The organism is Oceanobacter sp. 1_MG-2023 (assembly GCF_030689025.1).
Taxonomy (GTDB): Bacteria; Pseudomonadota; Gammaproteobacteria; order Pseudomonadales; family Oceanobacteraceae; genus Oceanobacter.
The window spans coordinates 90222-112996 of the sequence record NZ_JAUYWA010000005.1; the positions used below are offsets into that span (position 1 = coordinate 90222).

Sequence of the window (22775 nt, forward strand, 5' to 3'; positions counted from 1 at the left end):
AATGCATCAATTTTTCGGAGAACCTAATGCCCACGATTGATGCCTTGTCCGAACGCCTGTCGCATTATCTCAGCCGCCAGCAAGTCCAGCAGGTGCGCCGAGCTTACTACTACGCCGAGCAGGCCCATGATGGCCAGCGTCGGCGCAGTGGCGAGCCCTATATTATTCACCCCCTCGCCGTCGCCAGCATCCTCGCCGACATGCATCTGGATTACCAGAGCCTGATGGCCGCCATGCTGCACGATGTAATTGAAGATACCGGCATCCCCAAACCCGCCCTTGCCACCCAGTTTGGTGATGTGGTCACGGACCTGGTGGATGGTGTCTCCAAACTGACCCATATTCATTTTGAAGACAAACAGCAGCAGCAGGCAGAAAACTTCCAGAAAATGGCCATGGCCATGGCGAAAGACATTCGCGTCATTCTGGTCAAGCTCGCCGACCGCTTGCACAACATGCGCACCCTCGGATCATTACGCCCCGACAAGCGCCGCCGTATTGCCCGCGAAACCCTCGATATCTATTCCCCGATTGCCCATCGTCTGGGTCTCAACAGCATTCGTGTCGAAATGGAAGACCTGTGCTTTGAAGCCATGCACCCGATGCGCTCGAATCTGATTCGCAAAGCCGTCAAGAATCATCGCGGCCGCCATGCCGAAATCATTTCACAGATATCAAACAGCATCCGGAACCGTCTGAGTGAATACAATATTTCGGCTCGGGTCGTTGGTCGCGAAAAACATCTGTACAGCATTTACAGCAAGATGGCGCGATCGAAGAAAAAAGACATCGACGAAATCATGGATGTCTATGGCTTCCGTATTATCACCAGCGAAGTAGACACCTGCTATCGGATTCTTGGCCTGATGCACGGCCTTTACAAACCGATTTCCGGCCGTTTCAAGGACTACGTCGCCATACCCAAAGCCAATGGTTACCAATCGCTGCATACCACCCTGTTCAACGCTGGCGATGTACCGATTGAAATCCAGATTCGTACGGAAGAAATGGATGCCATGGCCAACTATGGCATTGCTGCCCACTGGCTGTATAAATCTGAAAGCGACCAGATCAGCGGTTCCCAGCGTGCCCATCAGTGGGTACAGAACCTGCTGGAATTACAGAAAAATGCTGGCAGTCCGCTGGAATTTGTTGAGCACGTCAAAGTGGATCTGTTCCCGGATGAAATCTACGTCTTCACTCCCAAGGGCAAGATTCTCACACTGACCGCTGGCGCTACCGCCATCGACTTCGCCTACGCGGTGCATACCGATGTTGGCAACCAGTGCATCGCCTGCCGTATCGACCGACAACTGTCGCCCTTGAGTGCCAAATTGCAAAGCGGCCAGACGGTACAAATTGTGACAGCTGCCAATGCCCAGCCCAACCCGGCCTGGCTCAACTTTGTGGTCTCGGGCAAAGCCCGTTCCAATATCCGCAGCTATCTGAAAAACCAACGGCAATCCGAATCCGTCGCACTGGGCGAACGCTTGCTCAACAAGGCCCTGGCCGGACTCGACAAGTCGCTGGACGACATCAGCCATGACCAGATCGATCTGGTGCTGAAAGAAACCGGCCTCGAACATCTTGACGATCTGCTCGAGGAAATTGGTTCCGGCAATCGTATGGCACCATTAATGGCACGACGTTTTCTTGCCGCTTACCGGGATACCGATATCGACCTGCAAGCCAGCGCCGAGCAGCCGTTGTCCATCAGTGGTACTGAAGGCCTGGTCGTCAGTTTTGCCAAATGCTGCAGCCCGATTCCCGGCGATCCGATTATCGGCCATGTCAGCTCCGGCAAAGGACTGGTGGTACATACGGAAACCTGCCGCAATATAGAAGATTTGCGTAACAACCCGGAAAAATGCGTCACGCTACGCTGGGAAAAAGACATCCACAGCGAGTTTACCGTCAACCTCAAGGTGTATATGGAAAACCGCCGCGGCTTGATTGTGGATCTTGCCAGTGCGATTCATACCGCCGATGCCAGTATCGACAAAATCAGCGTTGAGGAGCGTGATGCCCGCCTCAGCGTGACCCAACTGAAAGTCAATATCCAGGGGCGCAAGCACCTGGCTCGAGTGATCCGCAAGCTGCGTAACGTATCCGGTGTCAACAAGATCGTGCGCCTGAAAAGCTGACACCGAACCCTGAGCCGGTGTCAGTCTGCTGGTCTGCCAGCGAGACTATCCCGAGCGATTGTCACTCCCTTTGCCTGACCGTTCAGAGATACCCTAGCTCGTCCAATAATACGTCATAACCTGCGCGGTAATTCCGGAAGCGAAACGCATAGCCCAATGCCTTGATACGGTCGTTACGACAACGGCGATTGGCCCGACGCGAAACTTCCGGCACATCGTGATCCGGCTCAACGTCGGCAATCCGGTCCTTCATCCATTCCAGCACATCAAATAGCGTCGCCGGTTCATCATCGGTGGCCAGATACACCGACTCCAACGGCTCTCCGGCCAGTGCTTTTTCACACAGCAGCGTCAATACCCCCACACAATCATCGCGATGAATACGATTGGTCCACACTGGCGGCTCAGGGTCGCAGTGGCCACCATGGCGGGCTTGCTCAATCAGGCGATTACGACCCGGGCCGTAGATACCGGTAAACCGTACCGCGGTGGTCGCGATTGTGCTATTGAGCAGTAACTGTTCTGCCTGCAACAACTCCTTGCCCGCAAACGAGCGTGGCTCGGTGGCCGATGTCTCGTCTACCCACTCACCCCTGGACTGGTGATACACACTGGAGCTGGACACAAAAATAAACCGTCGCACCGACTGTGGAGCCAACGCTTCCAGCACATGCTGCACACCATTGACGTAATAGTCGTGATAGCCTTCCTGGGTAAATAATGGCGATGCCACGCTGTAGATCACCAGATCCAGCCCGGATGGCAAATCCTGCAGTGTTTCCGGCCTGGTTACATCGGCCTGAATCCATTGCAGGTTAGTGCTGTTTTCTGCACTGCTGCGTCGCAACCCCCACACCTGATGCTGCTGGGCCAATTGCCTGGCCAAGGTACCGCCCACATCGCCTGCCCCCACAATCAGAATACGTGCCATCACCTTCTCCTGCTTGATCCAACCACGGTTACTGACGCCCATGTACTAAGACACAGGTCAACTTATTTGCTGCACTGCTTACACATTAGCAGGCATCTGAAAAAAAAATTCTCGAGCGCCAGCTCTCTCAATCACACGCATAATGCCAGCGACCCGGATCACAGCTCAATCCGGTTATTTGTGTTATCCGTACTGAGATCAATAGCCAGCTCGCTAGCGGTGGAAAAATGACCCGTCGTTCAGGCTTTTACTCCGCCCACTCCATAGGTAGACTAAATCAAACTCAAAATAGCCATGAAGGCAGCCAATTATGACCCTGACCGAACTCAAGTACATTGTGACGCTCGCCCAGGAGAAGCACTTCGGCCGCGCTGCCGAGAAATGTTTTGTCAGCCAGCCCACTCTCAGTGTCGCCATCAAAAAGCTGGAAGGTGAACTGGATATTGCCATTTTCGAGCGTAGCAAAAGTGCAGTTTCGATCACACCGATCGGTGAACGTATCGTGGCCCAGGCACAACGGGTGTTAGAAGAAGCCCGTACCATTCGGGAACTGGCCAGTTCAGGCAAGGACCAACTCAGCTCGCCGCTGAAACTGGGAGCTATTTTCACCATTGGGCCATATTTGTTTCCTCATCTGGTACCACAGATTCACCAGCGTGCCCCGACCATGCCGCTGTACCTGGAAGAAAACTACACCGGTGTATTACGTCGCCAACTCCGCGACGGAGATCTCGACGCCATTATTGTGGCGCTGCCTTTTAACGAACCGGATGTACTGACCCGGTCGCTCTATGATGAAAATTTTGTGGTCGTGTTACCCAAGAATCACCCATGGAAATCCCAACAGACCATCGCCCCGGAACAACTGGCAGACGAAGACCTGCTGATGCTGGGGGAAGGCCATTGCTTTCGCGACCAGGTGTTCGAATATTGCCCGGTGTTGAGCCACAAGCACCACACCCGCCTGGGCAGCGTACTGGAAGGCAGCTCGCTGGAAACCCTGAAACATATGGTCGCCTCCGGACTGGGCATTACCGTATTGCCCGAAAGTGCCGTTAACAATCTCGACCTGACTCTGGTAATCACTCGCCCGTTTACCAATCCACAGCCATTCCGTACCGTTGCCTTGGCCTGGCGCGCCAGCTTCCCCCGCGGGCAAGCTGTCGACTTGCTACTGGATACTGCCCGTCAATGCCGTATTGGCTAGGCCCGTCTCGTCATGGACAAACAGCTTGATCTGACCCGGCTTAAAGGCGTTGGCCCAAAACTGCGCGAGCAGCTGCAGCGGCTGAATATTCACTCGCTGGCTGATCTGGTGTTCCACTTGCCATTTCGCTATGAAGATCGCAGTCGTATCCAGATGATTGGCAACCTGCAGCATCAACAACCTGCCGTGGTACAGGGGGAAGTGCGTTCAGCCGATGTCTTGTTTGGCAAACGCCGCAGCTTGCTGGTCAAGATTGCTGACCACAGCGGCGTACTCAGCATTCGTTTTTATCATTTCAGTGCTGCCCAGAAAAACCAGTTTCGTCGTGGGGCGCTGGTACGTTGTTACGGCGAAGCCCGGCGGGGAGCCAGTGGTCTGGAGCTCTATCACCCGGAGTATCAACTGCTCGACAACGGCCTGGACGACCTGCCCGAGCCGCAACTGACTCCCGTTTACCCAACCACCGAAGGCATCAGCCAGCAGCGCCTGCGGCTGTTGATGGATCAGGCGCTGGAACGACTGGCCGCAAACGAAATTCCTCTGGATGACCTGTTGCCACTCGACTGGCTGCAACAATGGGGGCTGCCTTCCCTGAAGCAAGCCTTGCTGTTTTTGCACCGCCCTCCCCGGGAAGTCGAACTGGCAGAAATGGCAAACGCACACCACCCGGCGCAGCAGCGCCTGATTCTGGAAGAGCTGTTGGCACATCAACTGTCGATGCAACGCCTGCGGGCCAGTGCACAGCAGCCTGGAGCCCCTGTCATTCAGGGAACCCGGACCCTCCATCAGGCATTGCTTGCACAGCTGCCTTTTACCCCAACCGCGGCCCAGCAACGGGTAACCAACGAGATCATCACCGATCTGGCCCGGCCATTACCCATGTTACGGCTGGTGCAAGGCGACGTTGGCTCCGGCAAGACCCTGGTAGCGGCGCTGGCAGCCTGCCACGTGCTGGAAGCCGGATTTCAGGTCGCCCTGATGGCACCGACAGAAATTCTTGCCGAACAGCATTTCCAGAACTTGAGTGACTGGTTCGAACCACTGGGTATCCCGTGTGGCTGGCTGGCCGGAAAAACCAAGGGCAAGGCACGTGTTGCCGCTCTGGAAGCGATTGCCGCAGGCCAGGCCCAGCTGATTGTTGGTACGCACGCGCTGTTTCAGGAAGAAGTGCATTTTCATCGTCTGGCACTGGTGATTGTTGATGAGCAGCATCGCTTTGGTGTCCACCAGCGTCTGGCACTGAAAGACAAGGGGAATCTCGATGGCTTGTCACCACACCAGTTGATCATGACTGCCACTCCCATTCCCCGTACCCTGGCCATGAGTGCCTACGCCGACCTGGATACCTCCATCATTGACGAACTGCCACCAGGGCGCAGCCCGATTACCACCGTCGTGGTATCCGACCAGCGCCGCGAAGAAGTGATTCAGCGAGTCGATCATGCCTGTCGTGAGCAGGCCCAGGCCTACTGGGTCTGTACCCTGATTGAAGAAAGTGAGGCGCTGCAATGTCAGGCCGCTGAAAACACCGCCGAAGACCTGGCGACACAACTGCCGCATTTACGTATCGGGCTGGTGCATGGCCGCATGAAAGCTGCCGAAAAAGCCGCCGTTATGGCGGCCTTCAAAGCCCACCAGCTGGATCTGCTGGTCGCGACAACGGTGATTGAGGTCGGTGTCGATGTACCGAATGCCAGTCTGATGGTAATTGAAAACCCGGAACGTCTGGGGCTGGCACAACTGCACCAGTTGCGGGGCCGGGTTGGTCGTGGCTCTGTCGCCAGTCACTGTGTCTTGCTGTACAAGGCGCCACTCTCGTTCACCAGCAAGCAACGCCTGCACGTGATGCGAGAAAGCCAGGATGGTTTTTATATTGCCGAACAAGACCTGATGCTGCGAGGCCCGGGGGAAGTGCTTGGCACGCGCCAGACCGGCTTGCAAATGCTGCGCGTCGCCGACCTGCAACGTGATGCCGAATTATTACCCCAGGTACGAGAGATGGCGACTCAGCTTTGGCACCAGCACCCGCAACGGGTCGAGCCCCTGATTCTCCGATGGCTGGGCGATGCCGAGCGTTATGCTGCCGTGTAGGGGACATCTGTTTAGTCCGGTGCTCACTCTGGGCGCGGGTTGCCGCCGTGCAGGATTAAATAGATGTACCCTGTAGCATACCAACCAATCAATTCTGTTCAGAAACATATCAAAAATGAGACCCAATTAACAAAACTGTCAAAAGCTATCCAATGGTCGTATCAATAAAGATTGAAAAAATACATCTCATGGGCCATACCTACCCCTTATTGATCCAAATATGACTCCCTAAGTACCAAGCCATTGTCTTTTTTTATGCTCCAGCGGGCACATATCAGCGGTTGCTGATCCAGCCCAAGTAAATACGCTCATCTGATCTATATTGTATGTACCCACACTGATTGGCCGCGGCAATTTTGCCGCTTGCTCACAAGGCACAAGGCCTCTCCGTACAAGCCACCCGAGACGACATTACAGGTGACCGACCATGATCAGTAAAAGTGCCATGCCATCCGGCAATCTGGCCAGCGTTATCTTCCTTAAAGATAGCTATAGCAAGATACAGGTGCTGATCCCGGCCAATCGCCTGTTGGACCTGAAACAGCTGGCACATCAACTGGGGCGACAATGCTGCACCGCACTCTTGCCCGATGAGATGCAATCCCTCAAGTACACACTGGGATTGGATAATTTTCCGGCTCCACCACAGCTGACCCAGATCGAAACCCTGGTGGATCACTCGTTACTCGAAAACAACTCCCTGTATATTCCCTCTGATACCAACGACACGTTATTGCAACTACCAGCCGAGCAGGTACGGGCACTGATCGCCCACTCGCAGCTGGGGCATTATTCGGCCCCACCCAAAGAGGACCCATTCCACGCAACAGCCAGCGAGGACATGGAGGATATCAACACCGCAATACAACAGTTTACTTTGCTGCGCGTTCAACCACGCTTGCAGGACACTCTCGACCTGCCACCGTTACCAGAGACCGCACGGCGTATTATTGAGCTGCGAATCGACCCGGATGCCAACCTCGAGAGCCAGGCGCACACGCTTCAGCAAAACCCCGCTATCAACGAGATAATCCTTAACTGGAAGCACTCTCCCTGTTATCAATCCAAAGATACCGAGCCAACCATCAAAGAGACCATCCTGCACGTACTCGGGGTTGAGCTGGTCTCGCATCTGGCACTGGGACGTCATATTGATATGCCCCACGAAGGCCCCAGAGGCTATACCCCGTTCTGGCAACAAGCAGCCATGGGAGCCGAGCTGGCCAGTGAGCTTTCCCGGCGCTGTCCAGAAGACAAGCAGCTGGACTGCAGCCTGGCCAATCTGGCCGGGTTACTGCACAACTTCGGTTTTTTATTGCTGGCTCATGTCTTTCCACATCAACTGGCGCTGATCAATCGCTATATTGAAGCCAATCCACATATCAACCGTTCTTGCATCGAACGTCATGTACTGGCTCTGACACGTGAACAGATTGCCGCCTGCCTGATCGATCAGTGGCATCTCCCGGATGAGGTCGTCACAGCCCTGCGGCAGCAACATAATTCACGCTACAACGGCGCCCACGCCCATTACGCCCGACTGCTGAATATCACCACTCGTAGTTTACGCGCTCATGGTTACGGCGATGGCCCGAAAGAAGCACTGGATACCAAAATCCTCCAGGCTCTGGGTCTTGACAAAGAGACGGTACGCGACGCCACGGAAACGGTGATCCAGCGAGCCAGGGAATCAATGGGCCAGTCTTCCGTACTGTCAGCCTGATCGGCGGCAATCGGATTTGCCAGGCAAATCCCGGTGGTTATTTCGGCCGCCAGCCCTGCGCTGACGGCTGATCAGACAATACTTCCGTGTTTGCCAGCTCTGGCATCAACGCCAGCACACCGGCAATACCCAGGCGTCGCAGGTGCTTCTGGTTGCGTTCGGGAATACGGTCAGGAAAGGGAACCGAGGCCAGCGCCTGCTCTATATGCGCCTCGCGGATAATGTGCAGCATGGGGAAGGGAGAACGGTTGGTGAAGTTGCCCGGATCATCCAGCGGCTCACCATCAAAACAATAGTTAGGGTGAAAGGTCGCTAACTGTAGCAGGCCTTCGTAACCCATTTGTACCAGTAACTGTTCGCAAATCAGACTCCAGTTCCAGTACTCATCAAATTCCTTGACCAGCCCAGGCACAACAAACAATGCCGTTGGCAATGTCTCGCTGTCTGCCCTGGCCACTTCGGTGAGTAAATCCATAAACTCGGCCGTGGCCTGATCAAGGTCAGGATGCTCACAAATATCGATCCGCAGTGCTGGCATCACTGGCGCAGCAAAAGGGCATAACCCCTCGCCGACAACCAATGTTTCCACCCAGTGCCGGGTCAGCGTTGCGGCATCCATCATATCGGCTTACTGCACCGAATCTTTCAGGGCTTTACCGGGTTTGAAAGCGGGTACCTTGGCTGCCGCAATGGTGATGGCTTCCCCTGTTTGCGGGTTTTTGCCCTGACGTTCAGCACGCTGACGTACTTCAAAGGTACCAAAGCCAATCAGGCTGACGTTCTCGCCTTCGGAAAGTGCCTGGGCAATACGATCGGTGACAACGGTGATGATTTCTGTTGCTTTTTCTTTGCTCAGGTCTGTTTTTTCAGCAATGGCGGCCGCCAGTTCTGGTTTACGCATGGAGATGAATCCTCTCGATAAGTTAGGCATAACGCCTGGTTGTACGGCCTGCTTCGCAGGCTCAGGAATATCGGTTATCTGTTACCGTCAGCGCAGTGGCTACCGACAGCACTATTCATATTAGTACTTTGTATACGGCGGCGGCTGCTAACGAATACCGTTATGGCTGGCGCTTGTGGTCACACAAGGCTTGCTCGGTATCAACGTTATCCGCCAGATGAGCAGGCGCGACAATCAGTGTTTCGAAGTCAAATCGCCCCAGCGGCGTCTCAAGGCAGCGGCCAGAATGGTCGATCCTGGTCACCGGGGTGTTGTTCAGCACCACGATTCCCAGACGCTCCGCCATATCCGCTGCGCTGGACTGTTCTTGCTGGCCATCATTGGCACAAATCAAGAGCACCGACGCGGGTCCATGGCGTTGACAGTAGTCGTGCACCCGTTGGTAGCCAGCGGCGGTGCTCGCTTCGGCAACCGCAACCGCATCGGCAACAACAATCAATGCCCAGCGGGCATCGGCAGGGGTTACCGTTGGGGGACAGCAGGTCGGAATCAATGGTCAAATCTCTATCATTTCAAAATCATCTTTACCGACACCGCAATCCGGGCAGGTAAAGTCTGCTGGCACGTCCTCCCAAGGGGTACCTGCCGGGATACCTTCTTCTGGTGCGCCTTCAGCTTCATCGTAGATCCAGCCGCACACCACGCACTGCCATTTTTTCATGTCACACCTGTCATAATAACGGCTGGAGCCGATGTTGCATCAGCCGACTCGATACTTCGGCCGCCTAAGCTACTGTCCAACCCGCATAAAATCAATGGACAGAGCAATCCTCTTGCCACTAAATGCGATTTGACGCATGCTGCGCCGCCATGAAAAGCACTATACCCAGATACCATGCGCAACTTCTGGCCACAACACCACGCTGGAGCGGGCGCTTTTGTGTAACACCAGCGAGCATTCCCCGCGAGTGGCGTCACTGGCTCAATGACGCCGGGTCACTGACCAAGCGTTTGCAGGCACTGGACCCAAGCACATTTTCGGTCAAGGTTATCCGACAATATTGCGGCCCGGCTTTACCAACCGAACAGGCAGACCTGAAGCTGCACGGACGCCAACCCGTTTGGGTACGCGAGGTTTCCTTGTGCCTGGGACAAACGGAACTGGTGCGAGCCCGCACTGCCATTCCATTGACCAGCCTTGCACGGGTAGGACAACAGATTCGCCATCTTGGTAACCGCTCGCTTGGCAGCTATCTGTTCCGCCAGCCCAGTTTGCGCCGCCAACCGCTGAAATTCAGCCGCACAAGGGCGTCAACAGTCAACCAGCCCAACCCGTTTGGCTGGGCCAGGCGTTCGGTATTTACAATTCATGGTGCACCACTGCTGGTAACGGAAGCCTTCTCGTCCTTGCTGGTATCCGCCTCCTTTCCTTTGTCAGACGACACAAGGCGTTGATTATGCAATCACCTCTGTCCGCCTCACTCAACAAACTCTGGCCCAACTGGTATCAGTGGGTGCAGCTGACACGCCTGAACCGGCCGATTGGCTCTTATCTGCTGCTCTGGCCAACCTTGTGGGCGCTGTGGATTGCCGCCGAGGGCATTCCCTCCATTGCCAATCTGGTGATTTTTACTCTGGGCGTATTTCTTATGCGGTCGGCCGGTTGTGTTATTAACGACTACGCCGACCGTCATATCGACCGCCATGTCAAACGCACCCAGGACCGTCCCCTGACTCAAGGACGCATCTCTGACCGCGAAGCATTATCCGGCTTTATTGTGCTGTGCCTGATCAGTCTGGCGCTGGTGCTGTTGACCAATGCCCTGACCATCTGGTTATCCCTCGGCGGGGTCGCTCTGGCAGCACTTTATCCCTTTATGAAACGCCATACCCATTTGCCACAGGTGTTTCTCGGCGCTGCATTTTCCTGGGCGATTCCAATGGCCTTTGCCGCACAGGCCAATGAGCTGACCGCTGTCTGCTGGTTATTGTTTATTGCCAATGTTTGCTGGACGGTCGGTTACGACACAATTTACGCCATGGTCGACCGCGACGATGACCTGCTGATTGGTGTCAAAAGCACGGCGATCCTGTTTGGTGACCTGGATGTCACCATGATCGCCATTCTCTACGGAATGGCGCATTTTTGTCTGTTACTGACGGGCAATCAGCTGGAAGCAAGCTGGCCGTTTTATCTGGCCTGGTGCGTCGCCGGAGGGTATCTGGTCTGGCAATTATGGTCTATCCGCAGTCGCCGCCGGGAAGCCTGCATGAAAGTGTTTCTGGCAGCCCATTGGTATGGCACGCTGATCTGGGCCGGACTCCTGTCACACTACGCCCTGTCCAGCGCGTAATTGGTGTCAGGCTTGACGCCAATGCCAACAGTGTCACATGCTTGTAACACTAGGTCAGTGTAATACCTCCGCATTATTCCTATTGTGACATTTGCGTGACGAGCCTTATGACCAAAGCTGGCAAGACCGTTCTTATTGTGGACGATGAAGCCCCTATCCGGGAAATGATCGCCGTGGCCCTGGAAATGGCCGGGTATGAATGCCTTGAGGCTGCCAATGTACAGGAAGCACATGCGCAGATTATCGATCGAAAGCCTGATATGATTTTACTCGACTGGATGCTGCCAGGCACCAGTGGCGTCGAATTTGCCCGGCGCCTCAAGCGTGAAGACCGCACCGCTGAGTTGCCAATCATCATGCTGACGGCCAAGGGCGAAGAAGATAACAAAGTACAAGGGCTGGAAGCGGGGGCAGATGACTACATCACCAAACCGTTTTCCCCTCGAGAACTGGTCGCACGACTGAAAGCCGTCTTGCGCCGTTCCACCCCACAAGGCATCGAAGAGCCCATTGAAGTCAGCGGCCTGATGCTGGACCCGGTCTGCCATCGCGTTACCGCTCATGGCGACCCGATTGACATCGGCCCTACGGAGTATCGTTTGTTGCAGTTTTTCATGACCCACCAGGAACGGGCCTACTCCCGAGCCCAGCTGCTCGATCAAGTCTGGGGTGGTAATGTGTACGTTGAAGAGCGCACCGTTGACGTGCATATTCGTCGTCTGCGCAAAGCACTCGGTGAGTCTCACGAACAACTGATCCAAACCGTGCGTGGCACCGGCTACCGCTTTTCGACCAAAGCCTCCTGAATTTTGATGTCCCCCGTCTGGCGCAGAGAATTGCGCCGCCTTGTCTACTTGCTGATTCTGGCCGTTGGTTGTGGTTACGTCTTTTTTGACCGGCCGCTGGAAGCATTGTGTTTGATGATGGGGGCCTATATCACCTGGCAATGGCTGCAACTGTACCGCCTGCACCGCTGGCTGGATCAGGGGCAAACCACCGTATTACCGCGAACACTGGGCATCTGGGGAGCGATTTTTACCGAGAACCAGCGCTTGCAGCAAAGCAATATCAAACACCAGCAGCGCCTGCAGGCCATTATCAATCGTATCCAGGACTCAACCGCGGCCCTGCAAGATTCTGTCTTGATGGTGGATGCCAGCGGCGCGCTGGAATTCTGGAACCAGGCCGCACAAAACTACCTGGGGTTACGCAACCCGGTAGACATTGGCCAGCCCATCACCAACCTGATCCGCACGCCAGAATTCAAGGCCTACTTCGACAAGGCCGATTATCAGGAACCGCTCACGATTCGATCGCCCATCAATCCGCGCATTTACCTGCAGTTCAATATCACCCTGTTTGGCCGCAAGGATCGCCTGATCCTGATTCATGACATCACCCGTTTGAAACAACTGGAAGAAATGCGCAAGGATTTTGTTGCCAACGTCAGCCATGAATTACGTACACCGCTGACCGTGATTGCCGGTTACGTCGAAACCATGCAAGCCGCTTCCGAGATGCTGCCACCACGCTGGGGTCGCATGCTGCAGCAAATGAGCGAACAAAGTCATCGTATGGAAAACCTGCTCAAAGATTTGCTGATGCTGTCACGGCTGGAGACCGGCAAGACGGAACAGCCTCAGCCTATCGAGCTGCAGCCGCTGCTGGAAGCCATCCGTCGCGATGCCGCATCACTCAGCAGCAGCAAGCACACCATTACCCTGACCATCGATCAGGATCAAAAAATGATGGGCTTTTATAATGAGCTGCGCAGTGCATTTTCCAACCTGGTATTCAACGCCGTCAAATACACCCCGGAAGGGGGTGACGTCACCCTGCGCTGGTATACCGAAGGCGGCAAAGGGCATTTCAGCGTCTCGGATAACGGCATCGGTATTGCCCAGCATCACATCCCCCGCCTGACCGAGCGCTTCTATCGCGCCGACCCCAGCCGCAGCATCGCCACTGGCGGTACCGGACTGGGGCTGGCTATTGTCAAACACGTCTTGCTGCACCATGACGGCGAGCTGAAAATCAGCAGCATCGAAGGCAAGGGCAGTACATTCACCTGTGTTTTCCCCGCAGCCTGCTTATCTGACAACCGTGATGAGGCCGGCCAATAGATCAACCGGCCCGTGACTGATCGGCCTGCCGTTGCAATTGCCACAGCGTAGCCCCGATCACCGCCGCCGGGGGCACCAGACAGTTCAGTAATGGTACCGCCATCAGCACCGACACCGCCCCACCAAATCCCCAGGCCGTCCAGCGCTGGGTAGCCACCTGCTCTCGGCTGGCACGGAAATTCTGCTGCTGGTTATCCAGAGTATAATCACTGTATTGCAACGCCATCACCCAGCTGCCAAACCAGAACCAGACGAAGGGCATCAGCAAGTTGACGCCCGGCACAAACGACAACAACAGCAGCAACAGATAACGCGGCAGGTAATAACCCATCTTGACCAGCTCCCGTATCACCGTACGCGGGATCAACGCGGCAATGGATTCGTCCTCGACCTCATGCCCCAGACGCTGCTCGATCTTGCCCGCCAGCAAGCCATAAAACGGACTCGCCAACAGCAACAACACCGCACTGAAAAAATACCCCGAGATCAAGGTCGACAGTAACAGCAACAGAGGCACCACCAGCCAGGCCAGCCAACTGATCCAGCTGGAATCAAAGCCATCCCACTGGCTGACTGCATCAATCAGCCAATAGGTTCCAAACGACAACACCAGCAGATTAATCAGAATGGGCAACCAGACATAACGGCGTATTCCCGGTTCATTCAGCAGTGTAAAGCCACGCCACAAATAGCCGGCTCCTATCAATAAATTGTCTTTCATACCTGTTCCGTGCATAAAACCGGAAGGTTTTATACAATGCCGCTCCGTTTTGAGCCAGAGAGACGTAACCGAACATGACGCCAGAACGCCTGAGTTGTGTGATCAACACCCTCAACCGACGCCAGCCAGACCTGTCGGTCATTACCGATGAAGTTTACAAATCGCACAATCTGGCCGCCATTGCCCGCTCCTGTGACGCCTTTGGCGTGCAAGACATCCACTGCGTATGGCCAACCGACACTTTCCGCCTTAATACCGTCACCAGCGCCGCTGCAGCTGGCTCAGAGAGCTGGGTCAGCGTTAGCACCCATGCCGACATCGAAACCGCCATCCGCACGCACCAGCAACGCGGTATCAAGGTCTGCGCAGCTCATCTGACAGACAGAGCGATCGACTTTCGGGAATATGACTTCACTCAACCCACCGCCATCCTGATGGGCACCGAAAAAGAAGGCGTCAGCGACATCGCCTCCGAACTGGCGGACGAACACCTGATCATCCCCATGCTCGGCATGGTGCATTCTTTCAACGTCTCCGTGGCTGCCGCGATTATTCTCTGCGAGGCCGCACGTCAACGCCAGCAGGCAGGCCTGTTCGAACAGCGCCATCTGGATGACGACCGCTTCAATACCTTGCTGTTTGAGTGGTGCCAGCCCTCCGCAGCCAAGCTCTGCCAAAAACATGACCTGCCCTATCCGGCACTGCGCGAAGACGGTGAAATCGCCGACCCGCAAGCATTTTCCCGACAAGTGAACGCTCGTAGCCAGGGTATTGCCCGCTAATACTCTCCCGCGCTTTTGATACCCAATGCCTCTGCCAGAGACATTCGCCCACCTGCTTGTGCGAGATATCTCACAAGCCTGTGGGAAATACGTAGTCTGGACTACCCGTTTCTGTTCACTTTCATGCTACATAAAACACAACCTGTTGTTTTGTATGAAGTTTATTTTTCATTTCATTTCTGTTGCAAGCATACCGCCGTCCTGCCTCCATCCTGACCACCAGCTTTTTTGGTAAAGTGTGACCACACGGACAGGAGATCAACGGAAGATTGCCAGGATGGCAACCACTTCAGGATGAAGCGGTAACAGGAAAGGCACAGGAGTGCAGCCAGGACGGCAAAGGAAAGGGACACGGATGACGTACCGCAGGAACACGCCAGGGAAGGGTTATAAGGGAGCAGGACGGCTCAGACGAGCAACACAATGGAATGTCAGGACATGCCTCAGGATGAGGTACAAGGATATTCATCAGTGGATGACCTGCCAGGACGGCACGGCAAATGGATTGCCCAGGGAAGATGGCCAGGAGGCTTGCCAGGAAGGCAAATGGACAGTAAGCAACGGACAGCACAGGGATGACCAACACGACGGATTGTGGCAAGGATGATGTATACGGAACCAGGATTGTTCCAGGGTGCTGTGGCGGCTTGTACAGGATGTACCTGCCGTCCAATTTACCCAACCCCCTTCTCCACCCAAGATAGACGTCCCACAGCCTGACAGCCGCCAAGACAACTACTTCTTGTGGTAGCCCTCTGCCAGAATTCCCAACACCACAAAGCTGCCAACAATCGACGCCACATAAACCGGCGCAGCCAGACTTATCAGTACTCCCGCCAGAACAGGCACCAACCAGACCGTCAACGTGCCATAGCCAAAGGTACACAGAGCAACAAAGGCCAGCACCCGAAATCCCACCCAATACGGCCTGACCAGCTTGCGCACCAGCCGATTGATCCGGTCACCAAAGACCACCAGCAGCGTGGCAATAATCGCCAGCGCGATTTCATCATTGTAAGGCCGCAGCCAACCGGATACCGACACCAATAACGTCATCAACCACTCACTCCCACTCTTTCGCCACCCCGATGGATCTCACACCCGACAACCTACATAAATCACGGATGGTATGTACCGGCAAGGCTCACATTCGGAAAAATTTCCGACAAGTTACAGCAGCACAGAGAATGGCGTGACGCCTGTTGACTGAATAATTGTATGAGCCGCTATCAGTTACTACGAGCGATGATATACACCACAAACGGTTTGGGAAGTATCAATCCCTGAGGCACATTAACCATCGTTGTGAAACGCAGGTTTGGCATGCCAATGCCGTTGAGCAGCTAAAAGCTACACGACAGACCACGGACAAAAAGCCACAGCGCTTGATTTATGAAGATTGGGGATAACTGGAATAAGCACCCAGAACGGAACTAAAGCGTACCAGCAGAAAAGAAAAAGGGCCTCCAGATTGCTCTGGAAGCCCTTTATCATTTTACTGGTGCCGGCACCAAGAGTCGAACTCGGGACCTACTGATTACAAGTCAGTTGCTCTACCAACTGAGCTATACCGGCTAAGTGGGCGGAAATACTATAGATGCCGCTGGCATCCGTCAATATATTTTTCCCCTAACATACTGAAAAATCACTCTTTCTGTGAAATTTCCACTCCAGTACGCGTTACGCTCCTGTAGATGACGAATCATCTTTGTCTTTATGGGCTCGCTCTTCCATTTCGGAGATCGAGCTGTGCCGTACATCGGCTCCACTGACCACGTAAATCACCTGTTCGGAGATATTACGGGCATGGTCGCCAATCCGTTCAATGGCGCGCAGAATCCAGAGAATATTGATCGCCTGACTGATAGATCGCGGGTCTTCCATCATATAGGTAATCAGTTCCCGCAGCGCCGCGGAGTACTGTTGGTCGACCAGTTTGTCATTACGCACCACATCCAGTGCGCCATCCACATCGTTACGAGCAAAGGCGTTCAACGCCCCTGAAATCATTTTGCCAACTTCAGTGCCCATGTAACGTATCGATTGCTGGCAGTAACCGCCGTTGGTGGAGCCACTCACTTCCAGAGCGTGAACCGCAATTTTGGTCGCTTCATCTCCGATACGCTCCAGGTCACGCACAACACGGGAAACCGCCAACACCATACGCAAATCAGAAGCGGCCGGCTGCCGACGTACAAGAATCTGGGTGCACTCCTGGTCGATAGCCACTTCCATGCGGTCAACATCATCTTCACGACGAATAATGTCATCAGCCGGGGTGGTATCACCGGTCGTGATTGCTTCAATGGCATTAGCCACCTGACGTTCAACCAAGCCACCCATTTCCATCATTTGACTGCGAATGGCTTCGAGGTCTGAGTTGAACTGTCCGGATATGTGTTGGCTGAAATTCATTTCAACCGGTATGCCCTTGTTTGCCACTGGAGCTCTCCTTTTAGCCGAAACGGCCTGTAATATAAGCCTCGGTCAACGCATGTTGGGGTTTGGTAAACACGAGGTCAGTCGGGTTTACTTCTATCAGCTGACCCAGGTGAAAATACGCCGTACGCTGGGATACCCGAGCAGCCTGCTGCATCGAGTGGGTAACGATAGCGATGGTGTAGTTATCGCGCAACTCGTCAATCAACTCTTCAATTCTAGCAGTTGCAATCGGATCCAGTGCAGAACAAGGTTCATCCATCAGGATTACTTCCGGATCAACAGCAATCGTGCGGGCAATACACAATCGCTGTTGTTGGCCACCCGACAGGCCGGTGCCCGGTGCATCCAGCCGGTCTTTTACTTCAGACCACAACCCAGCGCGACGCAAACTTTGCTCCACGATTTCTTCCAGTTCATGGCGGTGGTTCACCAGCCCGTGAATACGTGGCCCGTAGGCAACGTTATCAAAGATGGTTTTTGGAAACGGGTTGGGCTTCTGGAACACCATACCGACCCGCGCCCGCAGCGGCACAACATCGATCTTGGGGGCATAAATGTCTTCATCATCCAGCAGGATCTCGCCAGTAATGCGACAGATATCAATCGTATCATTCATGCGATTCAAGCAACGCAGAAAGGTCGACTTACCGCAGCCGGATGGGCCAATCAGGGCAATGACTTCATTGGCACCAATATCCAGGCTGACGTCAAAAATCGCCTGTTTGTCCCCATAAAAAACGCCAACACCACGCGCCTTCAGCTTGGGTGAGTCGCAAAACGGTTCGCCGTCGGTTTGGTGGTTTTCGATAATACTCATAACAAGGAATCCGAATAGTTTAGCGTTTACCAGCGTCGCTCAAGACGACGACGCAGCCAGACAGCGACAGTGTTCATCATAATCAGGAAGGTCAGCAATACAATAATGGCTCCTGATGTACGCTCGGTGAAAGCCTGCTCCGGGCTGTCAGACCAGAGAAAGATTTGAACCGGCAAAACCGTCGATGGATCAGTAATAAATCCGGGCACATCCACCACAAAGGCGATCATCCCGATCATCAGGAGCGGTGCGGTTTCACCCAGGGCCTGTGCCATACCAATAATGGTTCCCGTCAGCATACCCGGCATTGCCAGAGGCAAGACGTGGTGAAAAACCACCTGCATTTTTGAGGCACCGAGACCAAAAGCAGCTTCCCGTATGGAAGGCGGTACCGACTTGATCGCCGCGCGACCGGAAATAATAATGGTCGGCAAGGTCATCAGGGTCAGCACCAGGCCACCAATCAAAGGGGTGGAACGGGAGACCCCAAAAATATTGATAAAGATCGCCAGGCCCAGCAAACCAAACGTAATACTGGGCACTGCCGCCAGGTTGTTGATGTTGATTTCAACAATTTCTGTGATGCGATTTTTAGGTGCAAACTCTTCCAGATAGATCGCTGCCGCAACCCCGATCGGGAACGACAACAGGAAGGTCACCATCAGGGTCAGCAACGTACCCATAATGGCACCATGAACACCCGCCAGCTCAGGCTCCCTTGAATCACCATTGGTAAAGAAGGTAGTACTGAAACGGCTCTTCAAGCGCCCTTCCGCCACCCATTGTTCGAGCCAGCCCAGCTGCAATTCATTCAATCGTCCGGCACCGCCCTCGTCCCGCTCATGCTTGAACCACTGATCCACGTTATCGTCCATGATCAGTTCAATGCTTAATGTACTACCCAACAAATCCGGGTTGGCCAATACCGCATCCTGCAACTGCCAATGGGCACCGACGCTGACGAGGCCGTACAACGCCCGGCGCTCGCTGCGACTGGAAACCTCAGCCGTGTTTCTCAGATACTGTTTGATCAGGCCCTCGTAATTGCCATTACGCAGCTCATTAACCGGCGACTGGTTATTCAGCCCCAGATACTCCTGATCGAGCAGGATCTCTGCTTGCAACACGGTTTGCCGGAAAGCCGAACTGCCCTGAGACAGAATATTGCCAAACAGCACCACCAGGCATAACAGGCCAAATCCGACGGATAACACGCCATACAGGCGGAATCGCCCTTCGGCACGGCGACGACGCGCCATGCCCTGTTCTACTTTGGAGCGAGTCGTTGTGAGTTGATCAGTCATATTGCTCCCGGTACTTCTGTACCACTTTCAGCGCCACGTAGTTAAGAATCAGAGTCACCAGGAACAACACCAGTCCCAGTGCAAAGGCAGCCAGTGTTTTGGAGGAATCAAACTCCTGGTCTCCCACCAGCAAGGTCACAATCTGCACAGTCACGGTGGTCACACTGTCGAGCGGGTTGGCTGTCAGGTTGGCTGCCAGACCCGCCGCCATGGCGACAATCATGGTTTCACCAATCGCCCGGGAAACCGCCAGCATAACGGCCCCCACAATACCGGGTAATGCGGCCGGGATAACCACTTGCCGAATGGTCTCGCTCTGGGTCGCTCCCAGCCCGTAACTGCCATCACGCAAGGCTTGTGGTACAGCATTGATTACGTCATCCGACAGGGATGAGACAAACGGGATGATCATCACCCCCATGACCAGACCAGCAGCCAACGCACTTTCAGACGATACCTCGAGGCCAATATCAGCCCCCAGGCTTTTCAGTATCGGGGCAACAGTCAGGGCCGCAAAAAAGCCGTACACAACGGTTGGAATGCCCGCCAGCACTTCGAGTGCAGGCTTGGCATAGCTACGCACCCGAGGGGTGGCATATTCCGACAAATAAATGGCCGACATCAGGCCGATCGGAACCGCGATAAACATGGCAATCATGGAAATCATCAGGGTACCGGCAAACAGCGGTACCGCCCCAAAACTGCCAGAGGAGCCAGACTGGTCAGCGCGCAAGGCGACCTGTGGCGACCAGGTAGTACCAAACAGGAAGTCAAACACGGGCACCCGGCCAAAAAACATCCAGGCTTCATACAACACACTGCTCAGAATACCGACAGTTGTCAGTACCGCGACACCCGAGCTGCAGAACAGCAGCACTTTGACAATGCTTTCCACTTCATTACGAGCCCGTAACGCAGGAGCGAGACGCCGCAAGCCGAAGCCAAAACCAGCCAGGGCCAGAGCCAGCACCAGCGTCGTACTCAGCATGCTGTTACGCGACTGCAGGTCTTTCAGATGCAGCACCACAGGGGCCAGTTCCGGGTCGGCTTGTACATTGGCACCACCGGCCAGGTTACGCACCTTGCTCAGTGCCAGACTGATGCGATTGCCCCCTTCTGCCTGTACTTCTGCGGGTAACTGCGCCGCCAACAAGCGATCGATCACCGGGGTTTCGAGCACCCCCCAACACAGCATTAACAACAGCGGAGGCAAGCAGGTCCAGAGGGCGACCAGCGAACCATAATGGCCAGGCAGTGAATTCAGGGTCACACCAGGAGTGACCAGAGAACGCGCGCGGCGGGCACCACTCACGTATGCGATAACAAATAATACCGCGATGACAAGTAGCAAAATGCTGAAGGTCATAATGACTAGCCTGAACAGAACAAGAAACAGCCGGTGAGTTTACCGGCCGGAGAATACATCCATGTGACACGCGCAGCAGGGCAGCACCCTGCATTCAGGCTTACTGACCCAGCAGGGTCAGTGCCTTGACATCCGCAGCCATGGCCCGGCGACGGGATTCATCCATCGGAATCATGCCTTTGTCGGCGAGATAGCCATCTTCACCAATGGCACGCGAGGAGGTGAACTCAGCCAGAAATTCTTCAATCCCCGGAATCACCCCTACGTGGGCTTTTTTAACATAAAAGTGCAGTGACCGACTGACCGGATACTCACTACTGGAAATATTGTCGAAGGTTGGTTCAATCCCATCAATCAGGGAGCCCTGAACCTTGTCTTCATTCTGTTCCAGGAAGCTGTAGCCAAAAATACCGTAGGAATCCGGGCTGGCCGCCAGTTTCTGAACAATCAGGTTATCGTTTTCACCGGCTTCAACGTAGCCACCATCTTCACGCAGACCGTGGCAAATGGCCTTGTATTTGTCTGGATCGGATTTTTTCAGCGCCTTGATAAACGGGAAGGCAGAACAACCCCCTTCCATCGCCAGCTCCACAAACGCATCACGGGTACCGGATGTCGGTGGCGGCCCCAGTACCTTGATTGGCGTGTTATCCAGAGCAGGATTTATTTGCTGCCAGGTTTTATAAGGGTTGGCGATCAGTTTTTCCGAGCCATTCGCAGCCGGTACCATTTTGGCCAGTGCCAGGAAGATTTCCTTGGTAGAAAAGGAAGCCTGGGCGTGTTCGGCGGCATTGGCAAACACAATACCGTCAAAGCCGATGGTCACTTCAACGATCTCTTTAACGCCATTTTTTGCGCACAGCGCAACCTCGGATGCCTTGATACGGCGCGATGAGTTCGTAATGTCAGGGGTTGTGTCGCCAACACCGCTACAAAACAACTTCAAACCACCACCAGAACCCGTGGATTCAACTTTAGGAGTACGAAACTTGCTCGATTTGCCAAAACGTTCAGCAACAACTGTAGAAAATGGATAAACCGTCGATGAACCGACTATGCTGATGTAATTACGCTCAGCAAAAGCACTTTGGCTGAAAACTGATGCCAATAAAACCACACCGGCAGCGAGAGAATGTTTCATGCGATATCCTTCAATGTGACCTGATGATGTCCAGCAGGCAAATCGTTGTCGAAAGGAGGAATTGTCCCGGAGCTGTGTTACATCTACGTGACGCCCCCTTGTTTATTACAAATATGTTGCATTTTGGTTACAGGGGCCTTTTTTTTACCAGACAACAGAACAGTCATACCCCGGTCGAGGCATTACTTTTGTCGTATTGTCTTAAATATTTTTTGACATCATTGATCTCGAGTGCGTCTGTATTGCCCGCGCTAAAAAAGAAGTAAACTTCCTAAAAATAATTTCAAAATCAGGAATCCCTATGAAAGCCAGACCAAAAGACGATTGTGAGCCGAAACCGGATGGAGAACTGACGTTACGGCTGATCCCGTCAAGAGGTGACACCAATACTCATGGGGATATCAGTGGTGGTTGGGTCGTCGCACAAATGGATCACGCGGCCGAAACCGTTGCCAATCGTCTGGCCCAGGGGCGTATTGCCAATGTGGCGTTGGAATCCGTTGTCTTTATGTCTCCGATACGTATCGGAGCGGCGGTGTGTTTTTATACCCGCGTACTGGAGATCGGCTCATCGTCGATCCGGATTGGCATCGAAGTATGGACCCAGAACCCGAATGAAAACGAGCGCAGAAAGGTCGTGGATGCCGTCTTTGTTTATGTGGCCATTGATGACACCGGGCGTATTCGCCGGGTCCCTCGCTGACCAGGATTCGTCGCTCCTCGATTCC

22 protein-coding genes and 1 tRNA gene are annotated in these 22775 nt (G+C 54.2%); 10 read left to right on the forward strand and 13 right to left on the reverse strand.

What is annotated here, in order from left to right:
• Positions 1-26: 26 nt before the first annotated feature.
• Positions 27-2144, forward strand: a complete 2118-nt coding sequence (gene spoT / locus Q8W22_RS05310) for a bifunctional GTP diphosphokinase/guanosine-3',5'-bis pyrophosphate 3'-pyrophosphohydrolase (RefSeq protein WP_303434487.1) — start codon at positions 27-29, stop codon at positions 2142-2144.
• A gap of 82 nt (positions 2145-2226) precedes the next feature.
• Here the strand turns inward: spoT and Q8W22_RS05315 are convergent, their stop codons facing one another.
• A complete protein-coding gene (locus Q8W22_RS05315) occupies positions 2227-3075 on the reverse strand; it encodes an NAD(P)H-binding protein (protein ID WP_303434488.1) in 849 nt (282 codons plus the stop codon).
• 310 nt (positions 3076-3385) lie between these two features.
• Between Q8W22_RS05315 and Q8W22_RS05320 the strand changes: the two genes are divergently transcribed.
• The 3 genes from Q8W22_RS05320 to Q8W22_RS05330 all read left to right on the forward strand — a co-directional run bounded on the left by Q8W22_RS05320 (position 3386) and on the right by Q8W22_RS05330 (position 8096).
• The gene (locus Q8W22_RS05320; RefSeq protein ID WP_303434489.1) at positions 3386-4282 is read left to right on the forward strand and encodes a hydrogen peroxide-inducible genes activator; all 897 of its coding nucleotides are present in this window, start codon (positions 3386-3388) and stop codon (positions 4280-4282) included.
• Positions 4283-4294: 12 nt separating this feature from the next.
• Positions 4295-6373, forward strand: a complete 2079-nt coding sequence (recG, locus tag Q8W22_RS05325) for an ATP-dependent DNA helicase RecG (RefSeq protein WP_303434490.1) — start codon at positions 4295-4297, stop codon at positions 6371-6373.
• Positions 6374-6800: 427 nt separating this feature from the next.
• The gene (locus tag Q8W22_RS05330) at positions 6801-8096 is read left to right on the forward strand and encodes an aminoacyl-tRNA deacylase and HDOD domain-containing protein (RefSeq protein WP_305451774.1); all 1296 of its coding nucleotides are present in this window, start codon (positions 6801-6803) and stop codon (positions 8094-8096) included.
• A 37-nt stretch (positions 8097-8133) separates the two neighbouring features.
• Here Q8W22_RS05330 and Q8W22_RS05335 read toward each other — a convergent pair whose 3' ends face one another.
• From Q8W22_RS05335 to Q8W22_RS05350, 4 genes are all read right to left on the reverse strand, one after another.
• The gene (locus Q8W22_RS05335; RefSeq protein ID WP_305451775.1) at positions 8134-8718 is read right to left on the reverse strand and encodes a DUF1415 domain-containing protein; all 585 of its coding nucleotides are present in this window, start codon (positions 8716-8718) and stop codon (positions 8134-8136) included.
• 6 nt (positions 8719-8724) lie between these two features.
• A complete protein-coding gene (locus Q8W22_RS05340; RefSeq protein ID WP_303434493.1) occupies positions 8725-8997 on the reverse strand; it encodes an HU family DNA-binding protein in 273 nt (90 codons plus the stop codon).
• A gap of 160 nt (positions 8998-9157) precedes the next feature.
• Positions 9158-9550: a hypothetical protein gene (locus tag Q8W22_RS05345; RefSeq protein ID WP_305451776.1), complete on the reverse strand. Its 393-nt coding sequence runs from the start codon at positions 9548-9550 to the stop codon at positions 9158-9160.
• A 3-nt stretch (positions 9551-9553) separates the two neighbouring features.
• Complete coding sequence (locus tag Q8W22_RS05350) at positions 9554-9718, reverse strand: rubredoxin (protein ID WP_303434495.1); 165 nt, start codon at positions 9716-9718, stop codon at positions 9554-9556.
• A 149-nt stretch (positions 9719-9867) separates the two neighbouring features.
• Here Q8W22_RS05350 and Q8W22_RS05355 point away from each other — a divergent pair, with 149 nt between their 5' ends.
• The 4 genes from Q8W22_RS05355 to phoR all read left to right on the forward strand — a co-directional run bounded on the left by Q8W22_RS05355 (position 9868) and on the right by phoR (position 13474).
• Positions 9868-10452 (forward strand): chorismate lyase, encoded by a 585-nt coding sequence (locus Q8W22_RS05355; protein WP_303434496.1) that lies wholly within the window; start codon positions 9868-9870, stop codon positions 10450-10452.
• Between the two features lie 2 nt (positions 10453-10454).
• Complete coding sequence (ubiA, locus tag Q8W22_RS05360; RefSeq protein WP_303434497.1) at positions 10455-11351, forward strand: 4-hydroxybenzoate octaprenyltransferase; 897 nt, start codon at positions 10455-10457, stop codon at positions 11349-11351.
• 107 nt (positions 11352-11458) lie between these two features.
• Complete coding sequence (phoB, locus tag Q8W22_RS05365; RefSeq protein WP_303434498.1) at positions 11459-12157, forward strand: phosphate regulon transcriptional regulator PhoB; 699 nt, start codon at positions 11459-11461, stop codon at positions 12155-12157.
• 6 nt (positions 12158-12163) lie between these two features.
• Positions 12164-13474, forward strand: coding sequence for a phosphate regulon sensor histidine kinase PhoR (gene phoR, locus Q8W22_RS05370; protein ID WP_303434499.1), 1311 nt, complete (start codon positions 12164-12166; stop codon positions 13472-13474).
• A gap of 1 nt (position 13475) precedes the next feature.
• Here the strand turns inward: phoR and cysZ are convergent, their stop codons facing one another.
• Positions 13476-14195 (reverse strand): sulfate transporter CysZ, encoded by a 720-nt coding sequence (gene cysZ / locus Q8W22_RS05375; protein ID WP_305415452.1) that lies wholly within the window; start codon positions 14193-14195, stop codon positions 13476-13478.
• Positions 14196-14269: 74 nt separating this feature from the next.
• On the opposite strand from cysZ, the gene trmH reads away from it, so the two are divergent.
• Positions 14270-14977 (forward strand): tRNA (guanosine(18)-2'-O)-methyltransferase TrmH, encoded by a 708-nt coding sequence (gene trmH, locus Q8W22_RS05380; RefSeq protein WP_303434501.1) that lies wholly within the window; start codon positions 14270-14272, stop codon positions 14975-14977.
• Positions 14978-15712: 735 nt separating this feature from the next.
• Here the strand turns inward: trmH and Q8W22_RS05385 are convergent.
• The 7 genes from Q8W22_RS05385 to Q8W22_RS05415 form a co-directional block, all read right to left on the reverse strand.
• Complete coding sequence (locus tag Q8W22_RS05385; protein WP_303434502.1) at positions 15713-16033, reverse strand: DUF3392 family protein; 321 nt, start codon at positions 16031-16033, stop codon at positions 15713-15715.
• A 443-nt stretch (positions 16034-16476) separates the two neighbouring features.
• Positions 16477-16552: transfer RNA gene (locus Q8W22_RS05390), tRNA-Thr, on the reverse strand.
• 105 nt (positions 16553-16657) lie between these two features.
• On the reverse strand, positions 16658-17419 hold the full coding sequence (gene phoU, locus Q8W22_RS05395; RefSeq protein WP_368501403.1) for a phosphate signaling complex protein PhoU: 762 nt from the start codon (positions 17417-17419) through the stop codon (positions 16658-16660).
• 13 nt (positions 17420-17432) lie between these two features.
• On the reverse strand, positions 17433-18236 hold the full coding sequence (gene pstB / locus Q8W22_RS05400) for a phosphate ABC transporter ATP-binding protein PstB (protein WP_303434503.1): 804 nt from the start codon (positions 18234-18236) through the stop codon (positions 17433-17435).
• A 26-nt stretch (positions 18237-18262) separates the two neighbouring features.
• On the reverse strand, positions 18263-19540 hold the full coding sequence (gene pstA, locus Q8W22_RS05405; RefSeq protein ID WP_305415456.1) for a phosphate ABC transporter permease PstA: 1278 nt from the start codon (positions 19538-19540) through the stop codon (positions 18263-18265).
• Complete coding sequence (pstC, locus tag Q8W22_RS05410; protein ID WP_303434505.1) at positions 19533-20906, reverse strand: phosphate ABC transporter permease subunit PstC; 1374 nt, start codon at positions 20904-20906, stop codon at positions 19533-19535. The genes pstA and pstC overlap by 8 nt, the downstream gene beginning before the upstream one ends.
• A 100-nt stretch (positions 20907-21006) precedes the next feature.
• Positions 21007-22047, reverse strand: coding sequence for a substrate-binding domain-containing protein (locus Q8W22_RS05415; RefSeq protein WP_303434506.1), 1041 nt, complete (start codon positions 22045-22047; stop codon positions 21007-21009).
• A 301-nt stretch (positions 22048-22348) separates the two neighbouring features.
• On the opposite strand from Q8W22_RS05415, the gene Q8W22_RS05420 reads away from it, so the two are divergent.
• Positions 22349-22750 carry an acyl-CoA thioesterase gene (locus tag Q8W22_RS05420; protein WP_303434507.1) on the forward strand — a complete coding sequence of 134 codons (402 nt, stop codon included), beginning with the start codon at positions 22349-22351 and terminating at the stop codon, positions 22748-22750.
• The last annotated feature ends 25 nt before the right edge of the window (positions 22751-22775 follow it).

Excerpts from the sequence above, each read along its gene's own strand:
- spoT (WP_303434487.1), top strand. The coding sequence starts at position 27 with ATGCCCACGATTGATGCCTTGTCCGAACGCCTGTCGCATTATCTCAGC.
- Q8W22_RS05315 (WP_303434488.1), bottom strand. The coding sequence starts at position 3,075 with ATGGCACGTATTCTGATTGTGGGGGCAGGCGATGTGGGCGGTACCTTG.
- Q8W22_RS05320 (WP_303434489.1), top strand. The coding sequence starts at position 3,386 with ATGACCCTGACCGAACTCAAGTACATTGTGACGCTCGCCCAGGAGAAG.
- recG (WP_303434490.1), top strand. The coding sequence starts at position 4,295 with ATGGACAAACAGCTTGATCTGACCCGGCTTAAAGGCGTTGGCCCAAAA.
- Q8W22_RS05330 (WP_305451774.1), top strand. The coding sequence starts at position 6,801 with ATGATCAGTAAAAGTGCCATGCCATCCGGCAATCTGGCCAGCGTTATC.
- Q8W22_RS05335 (WP_305451775.1), bottom strand. The coding sequence starts at position 8,718 with ATGATGGATGCCGCAACGCTGACCCGGCACTGGGTGGAAACATTGGTT.
- Q8W22_RS05340 (WP_303434493.1), bottom strand. The coding sequence starts at position 8,997 with ATGCGTAAACCAGAACTGGCGGCCGCCATTGCTGAAAAAACAGACCTG.
- Q8W22_RS05350 (WP_303434495.1), bottom strand. The coding sequence starts at position 9,718 with ATGAAAAAATGGCAGTGCGTGGTGTGCGGCTGGATCTACGATGAAGCT.
- Q8W22_RS05355 (WP_303434496.1), top strand. The coding sequence starts at position 9,868 with ATGAAAAGCACTATACCCAGATACCATGCGCAACTTCTGGCCACAACA.
- ubiA (WP_303434497.1), top strand. The coding sequence starts at position 10,455 with ATGCAATCACCTCTGTCCGCCTCACTCAACAAACTCTGGCCCAACTGG.
- phoB (WP_303434498.1), top strand. The coding sequence starts at position 11,459 with ATGACCAAAGCTGGCAAGACCGTTCTTATTGTGGACGATGAAGCCCCT.
- phoR (WP_303434499.1), top strand. The coding sequence starts at position 12,164 with ATGTCCCCCGTCTGGCGCAGAGAATTGCGCCGCCTTGTCTACTTGCTG.
- cysZ (WP_305415452.1), bottom strand. The coding sequence starts at position 14,195 with ATGAAAGACAATTTATTGATAGGAGCCGGCTATTTGTGGCGTGGCTTT.
- trmH (WP_303434501.1), top strand. The coding sequence starts at position 14,270 with ATGACGCCAGAACGCCTGAGTTGTGTGATCAACACCCTCAACCGACGC.
- Q8W22_RS05385 (WP_303434502.1), bottom strand. The coding sequence starts at position 16,033 with ATGACGTTATTGGTGTCGGTATCCGGTTGGCTGCGGCCTTACAATGAT.
- pstB (WP_303434503.1), bottom strand. The coding sequence starts at position 18,236 with ATGAGTATTATCGAAAACCACCAAACCGACGGCGAACCGTTTTGCGAC.
- pstA (WP_305415456.1), bottom strand. The coding sequence starts at position 19,540 with ATGACTGATCAACTCACAACGACTCGCTCCAAAGTAGAACAGGGCATG.
- pstC (WP_303434505.1), bottom strand. The coding sequence starts at position 20,906 with ATGACCTTCAGCATTTTGCTACTTGTCATCGCGGTATTATTTGTTATC.
- Q8W22_RS05415 (WP_303434506.1), bottom strand. The coding sequence starts at position 22,047 with ATGAAACATTCTCTCGCTGCCGGTGTGGTTTTATTGGCATCAGTTTTC.
- Q8W22_RS05420 (WP_303434507.1), top strand. The coding sequence starts at position 22,349 with ATGAAAGCCAGACCAAAAGACGATTGTGAGCCGAAACCGGATGGAGAA.